Raw genomic sequence first — 10,037 nt, 5'->3', positions numbered from 1 at the left:
TGGCCCAGTGCAGGAGCTGGGTCAGGGCGTGGCGGACCTGGGCGTCGCGGTGTTCGGCGGTGCCGGTGAGGTCGTAGGGGAAGTGGCGGGGGTTTCTGGTGGGGTTGCCGTGGGTGTCCAGGCGCCAGGCGGCGAGGTGGTCGGCGTTCATGTCGACCCCGATCACGCCGTCGGTCAGCGCCGCGGTCAGGGGGAGCGTGGGGGTGACGGGTTTCTGCCAGGACGCCGTCAGATACCAGCGGCCGCGTGCCGTGTCGTGGTGGATGCGGTAGGCGACGGCCCGGTTGGCTGCCACACGGTCGGCCCATTCCTGCCCGCGGTACGCGAACCGGATCCGGCCGGTGAGGACGTACCGGCCGTGCGGAGCATTGGCCAGTTCCTTGAGCGGGGCGGGGAGTCTGATGCTGACCTCACCGTCCGGGCTGATCCGGATCGTCTCGTTCCCGAACCGTTTCCCGCTCTCCCCGTCCGCCTGCACAAACCACCGTGCCGCCTCCCACCGTGCACGCCACTGGGATTCGGTGAGCTGCGCGGCGGGCAGGTTGTGCCGGGTGCGGGCCAGGTGCTTGCCGCCCCGCACGACATGCACGGTCCCGGCCGTCCAGTCCGCACGCTCGCGCTTCAGCCGGTCCTCCAGGACGTGCAGGCGGCGGGCCTTGGCATGCCACTGCCGCCGACTGCGGTAACCACCCGGAGCCTTCCTCGAACCCTTCGAACCGACCGGCAGCGACAGCCGATGCCGCACGGTCCGCACCCCCGCCTCCAGCGACTGCAGGTGCGCACGCTGACAACGCCGGGCCAGCGCCCACTGATCATGCGACGCCTTCGTGATCGAGCCTGCCCACCGGGCCGACGACTGCGGCGTCAGCTCCCGCTTACGCACCGCCCACGCCCCGGCATCATGGCCGAGACCGTCACGGCAGCGCGCTTTGAGGTCACGGGAGGCCAGGGCGCCCAGATGCGCGCCCACCCGCCGCAGCACCTCCACATCGGTGGCGGTGAGTTGCCCCAGCCGGGTACGGACCGCCACCCCCGACGGACCCAGCACGACGAACGGCGCCGCAAGATCCCGCAGACCACCCATCCCCGCACCCCCCCCGACAAGCCTCCGAAACCCCGGCCATCACACCCAACGAGCACACCCGTCAAAGGTCACGCATTCGACACACGGACCCCCGTTCCCTCCCCCCGCCACCACAGCACATCCCGCCTCCGAACCGCACCCCCGCACTCACTCACACACGCCAGAACACACTCATACGCAGTCAAACGCGAGCAGTTCCACACCCCTCGGCGACGCCCTGCCGCAGCGGCTGGACATCCCCGCACTCGGCATCCGCGCCCCCGTCGTGGCCCGCGGCCTCGACGCCCGGGGCGCCGTCGAACCACCGCCCTTCGACCGGCCCGGCTCCGTCGGCTGGTACGCGGCCGGTGCGACCCCGGGCGCGGTGGGGACCGCGTTGATGGTGGGCCACGTCGGCACCGGGACCAGGCCCGCCGTCTTCCACGAGGTCAGCGCGCTGGAGCCCGGTGAGAGGATCCGGGTCGTCCTCGACGACACCCGGATCGCCGAGTTCACCGTCGACGACGTCCAGGTCCGCACCCGCGACGGCTTCGACGCCCAGCAGGCGTACGGGCCGCACCGCACGGGCCGCGCCGAACTCCGCCTGATCACCGGCGGCGGCACCACGGCCGACGTGGTCGTCTCGGCCCACCTCACGGGCACCGGCTCCTAGGAACCGCGGACCGGTACCCGGGGACCTCGTGAGTGCCACAGGCGTATGTCACGATTGACCCTTGGAACAGTGCACCCAGGGGGGTTGGATGTACGGCAGCAGGGGGGCCGGAGTTTTGTCCACGAGGCGAGCGTCCGCGGTGGCGCTGGGAGCGGCACTGCTGCTCGCGGGCTGCTCCTCGTCCACGGACGGCGAGGACAAGGACAAGGACAAGAACGCGGGCGCCGGGATAACGCAGCAGCCGAAGGACGCCGACCCGTTCTGGGTCAACCCCGACGGCAACGCGGCCCAGCAGCTGGCGGCCTTGGAGGAGTCCGACAAGAAGGACCAGGCCGCACAGATCCGCAAGATCGCCGAGCAGCCGACCGGAGAGTGGATCAGACCGGAGAACCCCGAGGAGCAGGCCCGCGGTTTCACCGAGGCCGCCGACGAGGCCGGACGCACCGCGCTGCTCGTCCTCTACAACATCCCGCACCGCGACTGCGGCCAGTACTCGGGCGGCGGTGCCGCCGACGGCGACGCCTACCGTTCCTTCATCGACGGCGTGGCCAAGGGCATCGGCGACCGCCCCGCCACCGTCATCCTGGAACCCGACGCGGTGCTCCACCTGGTGGACGGCTGCACCCCGGAGCAGTTCCACGAGGAGCGCTACGACCTCCTCAAGGGCGCCATCACCAAGCTCACGGACCTGAAGAACACCAAGGTGTACCTGGACGCGGGCAACGCCGGCTGGGGCCGGCCCGACCAGATCTTCGAGCCGCTGAAGTGGGCGGGCATCGACCAGGCCGACGGCTTCTCGGTCAACGTCTCGAACTTCTACACCACCGAGGACTCCATCGCCTACGGCAAGCAGCTCTCGGCCAAGGTCGGCGGCAAGCACTTCGTCATCGACACCAGCCGCAACGGCAACGGCCCCTACACCGAGGGCGACCCGGGCGAACGCTGGTGCAACCCGCCGGGCCGGGCCCTCGGCGAGACCCCGACGACCAAGACGGCCGACCCCCTGGTGGACGCCTACCTGTGGGTCAAGCGCCCGGGGGAGTCGGACGGCGAGTGCAAGGGCGGCCCGAAGGCCGGCGAGTGGTGGTCCGACTACGCCCTGAAACTGGCGCAGGGGTCGCAAACCTAGGGGTGCGGGGTTGTGACAACCCCGCCACAGCGCTCCCGCACCCCTGGTCACAAGCCGCGGGAGCGCTACGGCACGTGCACCCACTCCGCCTTGGAAGGCGTCCCCTCCCCGTCCGTCACGAACATCATGTACCACCCCGACTGGACGAGGTTCTTGTTCTCCGGCACGGTCACCGTCAGCTTGTCCCCGTCCGCCTCGAAGTCCAGCGCGATCGACCGCTGGTCGACGTCCGTGACGTGCGTCGAGGCGCTCGGCCGGATCAGCCGCACCTTCTTGACCGTCGAGGCCGCCCGCGAGGTGAACGTGCCGGACTCACCGCGCTCGATCGTCTCCGGACCGCTCGACAGGTCCGGCCGCGAGTCCGTGTACAGGTACGGAGGCGTGTAGATCTCGATGCGCTGCTCGAACTTGCCCGGCTTGGTGTTGGCCTTGTCGGCGTAGAGCGAGTCCGACCCGAAGAACATCAGACGCCCGTCGGGCAGCAGGATCGAACCGGAGTGGTAGTTCCTGCCGACCAGCGGGTCGGCGACCTTCTCGAACTCGTTCGTGTCCGGGTGGTACAGCCGGGCCTCGAGGATGTTGGAGTCGCTGCGGCCCCGGTAGTCCTCCGAGCCGCCGGAGACCAGCACGCTGTCGTCGGGCAGGATCGAGGCCTGCGGATAGCGGGTGCCCTTGCCCAGTGACGGCCCGTCCACGAACTTCGGGTCGTCGGCCTTGAGGTCGATGATCCGGGTCTTCTCGCTGGACTTCCTGGACTCGCCGACCCCGCCGCCGCCGATCACCATGTACTTCTCGTCCTGCGCCGGCGGCAGCAGCACGGAGTTCGCGGTCTCCAGCATGTCCGGGTCGCTCAGGCCGGGGACCTTGTCGAACTTGTTGGTCTCCAGGTCCCAGACACCCGGGTCGCGGCCCACGTCGGCGGGGCCGTAGCCGGCGTTCGCACCCGAGTAGAAGATCTTGCCGTTCTGCATCAGGAACAGCGCCGGGTACGTCGGGAACTGGCGGATCTTGCCGGTGTAGTCCCACTCCTTGGTCTCCGGGTCGTAGACCTCGCTCTTGCCCGGGACGATCTGGCCGATGTCGTCGAGGCCGGAGACGCTGAGGATCCTGCCGTCGCTCAGGGTGGTGAGCGTCGGGTACCAGCGGGCCTCGTTCATCGGGTCGACCTTGATGTACTTCTCGGCGACCGGGTCGAACTCGAAGGCGTCCCGGATGCCCTGGAAGTCCTTCTTGTCGAGGGCGAGCTTCTCGGCGATGCCGTACGTGTTCTTCGCGTCCGCGCCCGACAGGCCCTGGACGCTGTAGTTGTCCTGGGTACCCGTCTGGTACTTCTGGCCGCTCTTCTCCGCCTCGACGTAGATCCGGCCGATGCCCGGGTCGTTGCGCAGGAACTCGCCGGTCGCCTTGTCGAAGACCTTCTCGGCGCGGGGCACCAGCACCGGGTCCTTGGAGACGAAGGTCTTCTCGTTCTCCTTGCCGGTGAACTTGGTGCCCGCCGGCAGGGTGATCGGCTTGTCCGGGTTCTCGTTGTGGACGATCATCAGGCCGCCGGCCTTGGTGACGTCACCCTGGAGCTTCTCGTACCGCTTGGTGCCGCCCGCGATCAGCAGGTTGCCGTTGGCGAGCTGGGTGTGGCCGGTGCAGAACAGGTCGGTGGGCGTCGGCACCTTCTTGATGGACCCCTTGACCGGGTCCCAGATCCGGGTGTCGTACTGCTTCGCGTCGAAGTTGTCCTGGTTGTTGCCCGACCCCGCGACGAGCAGCACCTTGCCGGTGCGCAGCAGCGCCGCGTGGATGGTGTTCTGCCGGTACTCCTCGGGGAACTCGATGGTCTCCCACTTGCCGTTGGCGGCCTTGTACTCCGGCTTGTTGATCTTGTACTGGTGGTATTTCTCGGTTCCGAAGCGGTAGAGCCACGGCCCGTTCATCCCGGCCAGCGCGACTACCACCGCCGTACCTATCGCGAAGCGACGGGCGCGGCGGCGGCCGGCACGGTCTTTCATTCCTTACGTCCCCCAAGTCCACCAAGGGCGATCTGCATGGTCTGGTCGTTGCCTCCGTCGGAGGCAGCCCAGCTGGGTTTCTGCTGCGGTGTGTGCGGCGAGTGCGGCGCGTACGGCGCGTGCGCCTGTCCGGGTGCCGGTGCCGCGCCCGCGGGTGCCGACTGCCGCGACGGGTCCCGCGGTGCGGGATCCGCCGCCACGGCCGGCGGTTGCTTCTTCGCCTTCCGCAGTTCGTGGCGCCAGGCGAACATCGGCGACGCGGTGATCAGCAGCGCGAACGTCGCCCAGATGATCATCGCGGGGTGCGCGTGTCCGTAGACGAAGCCCGCGGTGATCGAGCCGCCGAAGATCACGATGAAGTACCAGTGGTACCGGAAGGTCCCGAACAGCGTGTCCGGGCTGGCCGAGTCGCCCTTGGGCGTCACCACGAACTTGCTCTTGCGGCGCAGCACGGAGTCGATGAGCGCCTTCGCGTACAGCGGCGCCGACAGCGCGGACATCACCATGCCGGCCACACCGCCGGAGCCCTCCGGCTCGTGCGGCGAGACGTTGTGGCGGCGGTTCCAGACGTACAGGCCGATCTGGAGCGCGGAGGCGTTGCCGTAGAGCATCAGCCAGACGGCCGGGTCGATGTTGACGCCCGAGGCGCCCAGGCCCAGGAACAGGCAGCAGCTCATCGCCGCCAGGATCCAGTTCAGGGCCGACATCGGGTAGAAGATGATCATCATCGTGTAGTTGAAGAGCTTGCTCGGCGGGAGCGAGTACCAGCCCTTCCAGTACTGCTTGAGGATCGTCTCGTACGTCCCTCGCGACCAGCGCATCTGCTGGGTGAAGAAGTCCGTCCAGGCGTTCGGGCCCTCGCCCACCGCGAGCACGTCCGGGGTGTAGACCGAGCGCCACTTGCGGCCCGTGGCCGGGTTCTTGTGGCGGTGGATCTCGAAGCCGGTCGCCATGTCCTCGGTGATCGAGTCGTACAGGCCGCCGATCTGCTTCAGGGCGCTGATGCGCACCGCGTTGGAGGTGCCCACGAACATCGGCGAGCCGTACCGGTTGCCCGCGCGCTGGATCAGCGCGTGGAAGAGGAACTGCTGCGACTCGGCGGCCTTGGTGATCGGGTTGTCGTAGTTGCCGTAGACCTGCGGGCCGATGACGAAGCCGACGTCCGGGTCGCGGAAGAAGCCGAGCATCCGCTCCAGGTAGTTGGGCAGCGGCACGTGGTCGGTGTCGACCGAGGCGAAGAAGTCGTAGTCGCCGCCGTGCGCGTCCAGCCAGGCGTTGTAGTTGCCGTGCTTGGTCTTGGCGCGGTGCGGGCCCTTGGGCATGTTCCACTTCGCGACGCCCTTGCGGGAGAAGTGGTGCACGCCGAGGCGCTCGCAGACCGCCTTCACCTCGGGGTCGTCGCCCTCGTCGAGGAGCCAGACGTGCATCAGACCGCGGTGGCGGATCCTCACGGCCGCCTCCAGGGTCTTCGTCACCATCTCCAGCGGCTCCTTGCCGGGCACGAAGGAGGTGAGGAAGGCGACCCGGGTGCCGGTCTCGGGCACCACCGGGATCGGGTCGCGGGCGACCAGGGTGGCGTGCGCGTTCGAGAGCACGTTCAGGCAGCGGAACAGCTCGATCAGGCCGATCGAGACGAGCATCACGATGTCGAGCGCGGGCAGCCAGTCGAAGGCCACGTAGTCGCGCTCGGTCCAGTGCGTGGGCTGCAGCAGCCAGACCAGCAGCACCACCGACAGCAGCGGGGCGGCGGCCAGCATCAGCGCGACCCGGATGCGGTGCGGCTCCTGCGATATCAGCGAGCGGTACTGCACCTTGTAGGGCTTGTGCGGGTCGGGCTGGGTGAGGGGGCCCGCGAGCCGGCTGTAGTGCTCGTAGTCGTACTTCGGCAGTGCCTTCCTCATCCGGCGGAAGGAACCCGTGTTCCAGGTCCGATGCGCAGGCACTCTCAGCTGCGTGGTCTGGGACGGGTCGTGGTCCTGCCCGGCGCCCGTCGGCGTCGACGTCATGAGTCATCCCCCCACACGCGCATCACGCGTGTTTCGTCGCTTCCATCGCCCGATCGAGTCCCCCTCGACCGTCACGGACGTAACTGTGGTGGGTTGCTGTCACCACGGCATCCACACCTTATATAGACATGGAACAGCGACCCCCGGTTGCATGATGCCCCCCTCGGCATCCGGGCCCCCAACCGGACCAGGGTTCTACGGCGTTCGCCATGATCGCAAGATGTCCGGAGGCCGGGCACGCGGAAGGCCCCCCGTGTGCTACGAGGGGCCTCCGGCCGTCTGTGCGCCGCCAGGGACTCGAACCCCGGACCCGCTGATTAAGAGTCAGCTGCTCTAACCAACTGAGCTAGCGGCGCCTGCTGACCTGCACAACTCTACCGGATGCCGGACAGTGCTCCGGACCGCGCCCGGGGCCCGGGGCCGCCCCGGAAGCTCTCCGGGAGTCCCCGGTGAGCGGGGCCGCCGCCGTGTACATCATTCGGACCGTCAACATGCGCGCGAAGAAGACAGTTGAGAAACTGACCGACATGTACCGAAGTACCCCGCCGTGGTCATTTTCACCGGGAGTGTGAGGGGAATCGCATGGAGGCTCCCGTATTCGAGGAGATCGACCCCGCGAGCGACTGCGACTGCCCTGGTTGCCGTCACTGGCGCCGCGTCCTGCCGCATTCGCCGGCCGGCCGCGCACCCGCCCATCCGGCGACGGCCCACCGCGCGCTGATCGTGGCGACCGCCACCGCCACCGCCGCCGCGGCTTCCGTGCTCGGCGCCGGCCAGGCGGCGGCGGCCCCGGCCGTCGTCACCCACGCGGCGCACCGGCCGGGCGCCGCGACCGACGACGTACCGGACACCCCGCAGGGGCCCCGGGCCCCGCTGCACGGTCCGGCCGGCCGGCCGGCGGGGCCGCCGGCCGGTGCGGGACTGGCCGCGATCACCCGTACGGAGATCATCAGCCGGGCCAAGACGTGGGTCACCGCGAAAGTGCCCTACAGCGTGACCGCCTACTGGTCCGACGGCTACCGGCAGGACTGCTCGGGCTATGTGTCGATGGCCTGGAAGCTGCCCACGAACGAATGGACGGGCAGCCTCGGCACGTTCGCCGACCGCATCACGAAGGAGCAGCTCCAGCCCGGCGACATCCTGCTGTTCCACAACGAGGCCGACCCGCAGACGGGCTCCCACGTGGTGATCTTCGGTGGCTGGACGGACGACACGCACACCTCCTACACGGGCTACGAGCAGACCCCGCCGCACACTCGCAAGCAGTCCACGCCCTACGCCTACTGGAGCGACTCGGCCAAGTACCTGCCCTACCGGTACAAGGGCGTCACGGCGAGCGCGGCGAACGGCCCCGCCGCGGCCCCCGCCTCGCACGGGGTGGCCGGATACCCCGGGCGGGCGATGTTCCGGCCGGGCGCGGACAACCCGTACGTCACCCGGCTCGGCAGACGGCTGGTGGAGAAGGGGTTCGGCGCGTACTACACGACCGGACCTGGTCCGCGCTGGGGCGAGGCGGACCGGCGGGGCGTCGAGGCCTTCCAGCGCGCCCAGGGCTGGCGGGGCGGCGCGGCGGACGGCCACCCGGGTCCGGAGACCTGGCGGCGCCTCTTCTCCTGACGCCCCTTGTCCTGACGCCCCTTTCCTGACCGACCGTCCGCCCGCGGCGATCCCGTGACGATCCCGCGTTCCCCCGTTCATGACGCGTCTGGCGCGGAGGCTGGAGCACGCATGAGTACGACCTCTTCCACGGACCCGGACCTCATCGGGCCGCCGGCCGTTCCCCACACCGGCTCCGGCCGGCCGCCGGCAGGCCCCCACACGGGCTCCGGCTCCGGGCTCGGCCCCGGCCCCGGCTCCGGCCCCGGCTCCGGCCCCGGCTCCGGCCCCGGCCCCGGCTCCGGCCCCGGCCCCGGCCCCGGCTCCGGCCTCGGCCCCGGTCCCGAGCCCGGCTCCGAGCCCGCGCCCGAGCCCGGGAGGGTGGCGGAGGGCGGCCACCGGTCCGTCCGGCTCATCCACAACGAGGCCACCACCGAGATCCCCGTCCATCTGCTGTTCCGCGACGACCTCGATCCGGCGCCCGCACCGGCACCGGCACCGGCGCCGTCGCGGCCCGCGGTCGCCGCCCGCCGGCCGGGCGCGGGGGAGCGGGCCGGGGCCCGTCGTCCCATCGCCGCGCGCTCGCGGCCGGTGCCGAGCGTCAGTCCGGAGCTGAGGGAGCGTCCGGCGCGGGTGCTGCCCGGCGCCGCGGGCGTGGCCGCCGGGGCCTGCGGGGCGGCGGGCTGCGCGGTCACCTCCTGGTGGGCCGGGGTGGTACCGCCGCTCGCGGCCGAGGCGCTGGGGCTGCCGTCGTACGCGGGGGCCGGGCTCGGGCCCGCCCAGTGGGCGGCGTACGCGGCCGCCGGGGCGCTGGGGCTGTTCGGGTTCGGCGGGCTGGCCCGGGGACGGACGGGGCGGGCCTGGGTGCTCGGCCTGTTCGGCCGCTACCGGGGCACCGTCCGGCGCACCGGCCTGATGTGGGTCAACCCGCTGCTGCTGCGCCGCCGGGTCGACGTGCGGCTGCGGCACTGGCGCAGCGAGCCGATGCCCGCGGCCGACGGCAACGGCGTCGCGCTCAGGGCGGTGACGCTGGTGGTGTGGCGGGTGCGGGACACCGCGCGGGCCACGCTGGGCGTCGAGGACCACGAGACGTATCTGCGCGAGTGCGTCGAGGCGGCCCTCGCCCGGGTCCCGGTGGAGCCGCTCGGCACGGTCCGCAGCTCCGCGGACGTGGCCGGCGAGACGCTGACCCGGCTGGTGGCGGCGGACGCGGCGCCGGTCGGCCTGGAGGTGTTCTCGGTGCGGCCGGTCCGGGCGGAGTACGCCCCGGAGGTCGCCGCCGAGATGCACCGGCGCCGGATCGCCGCGCTGGACGCGGCGCAGCGGGCGAGCGTGCTCACGTCGGTCGTGGACTCGGTGGAGGACACGGTGACCCGGCTGACCATGCGCGGGCTGGTCGAACTCGACGACTACGAGCGCAAGGTGCTGGTGAAGGACCTGACGGTGGCGTTCTGCGCGGGGCGGGGGGACAGGGAGCGCCGACCGGGTTCTTGAATTGGTATGGACATGTTCAACTCGTGGCAATAATCTGGGACTTGGTCTAGACCTGCACGGCTCACTGAACCCC

At 70.6% G+C, this 10,037-nt stretch carries 6 protein-coding genes, 1 tRNA gene and 1 pseudogene; 4 read left to right on the top strand and 4 right to left on the bottom strand.

The features are described 5' to 3' along the window. Positions 1-1,084 (bottom strand): IS200/IS605 family accessory protein TnpB-related protein (locus ACH4NX_RS23210; RefSeq protein WP_398153365.1); only part of this gene is annotated, 1,084 nt, incomplete at its 3' end. Positions 1,085-1,286: 202 nt separating this feature from the next. Between ACH4NX_RS23210 and ACH4NX_RS23205 the strand changes: the two are divergent. Then, a pseudogene (locus tag ACH4NX_RS23205) lies at positions 1,287-1,736 on the top strand (class F sortase); the annotation flags it as partial. A gap of 88 nt (positions 1,737-1,824) precedes the next feature. After that, positions 1,825-2,865, top strand: a complete 1,041-nt coding sequence (locus tag ACH4NX_RS23200) for a glycoside hydrolase family 6 protein (protein ID WP_351400618.1) — start codon at positions 1,825-1,827, stop codon at positions 2,863-2,865. A 65-nt stretch (positions 2,866-2,930) separates the two neighbouring features. On the opposite strand, the gene ACH4NX_RS23195 is transcribed toward ACH4NX_RS23200, so the two are convergent. The 3 genes from ACH4NX_RS23195 to ACH4NX_RS23185 all read right to left on the bottom strand — a co-directional run bounded on the left by ACH4NX_RS23195 (position 2,931) and on the right by ACH4NX_RS23185 (position 7,230). Then, positions 2,931-4,868 carry a kelch motif-containing protein gene (locus ACH4NX_RS23195; RefSeq protein ID WP_351400619.1) on the bottom strand — a complete coding sequence of 646 codons (1,938 nt, stop codon included), beginning with the start codon at positions 4,866-4,868 and terminating at the stop codon, positions 2,931-2,933. Next, the gene (locus ACH4NX_RS23190; protein ID WP_398128566.1) at positions 4,865-6,874 is read right to left on the bottom strand and encodes a glycosyltransferase family 2 protein; all 2,010 of its coding nucleotides are present in this window, start codon (positions 6,872-6,874) and stop codon (positions 4,865-4,867) included. The genes ACH4NX_RS23195 and ACH4NX_RS23190 overlap by 4 nt, the downstream gene beginning before the upstream one ends. 282 nt (positions 6,875-7,156) lie before the next feature. Beyond that, positions 7,157-7,230: transfer RNA gene (locus ACH4NX_RS23185), tRNA-Lys, on the bottom strand. Positions 7,231-7,456: 226 nt separating this feature from the next. Between ACH4NX_RS23185 and ACH4NX_RS23180 the strand changes: the two genes are divergently transcribed. Together ACH4NX_RS23180 and ACH4NX_RS23175 are read left to right on the top strand one after the other, a co-directional pair. After that, positions 7,457-8,491 carry a peptidoglycan-binding protein gene (locus ACH4NX_RS23180; protein WP_398128567.1) on the top strand — a complete coding sequence of 345 codons (1,035 nt, stop codon included), beginning with the start codon at positions 7,457-7,459 and terminating at the stop codon, positions 8,489-8,491. 111 nt (positions 8,492-8,602) lie between these two features. Continuing rightward, the gene (locus tag ACH4NX_RS23175; RefSeq protein WP_398128568.1) at positions 8,603-9,964 is read left to right on the top strand and encodes an SPFH domain-containing protein; all 1,362 of its coding nucleotides are present in this window, start codon (positions 8,603-8,605) and stop codon (positions 9,962-9,964) included. The last annotated feature ends 73 nt before the right edge of the window (positions 9,965-10,037 follow it).

It is taken from the genome of Streptomyces sp. NPDC017225, assembly GCF_044331465.1.
GTDB lineage: Bacteria > Actinomycetota > Actinomycetes > Streptomycetales > Streptomycetaceae > Streptomyces.
Note: the sequence above shows the minus strand (reverse complement) of the source record. Positions and strands in the feature narration are given on the sequence as shown.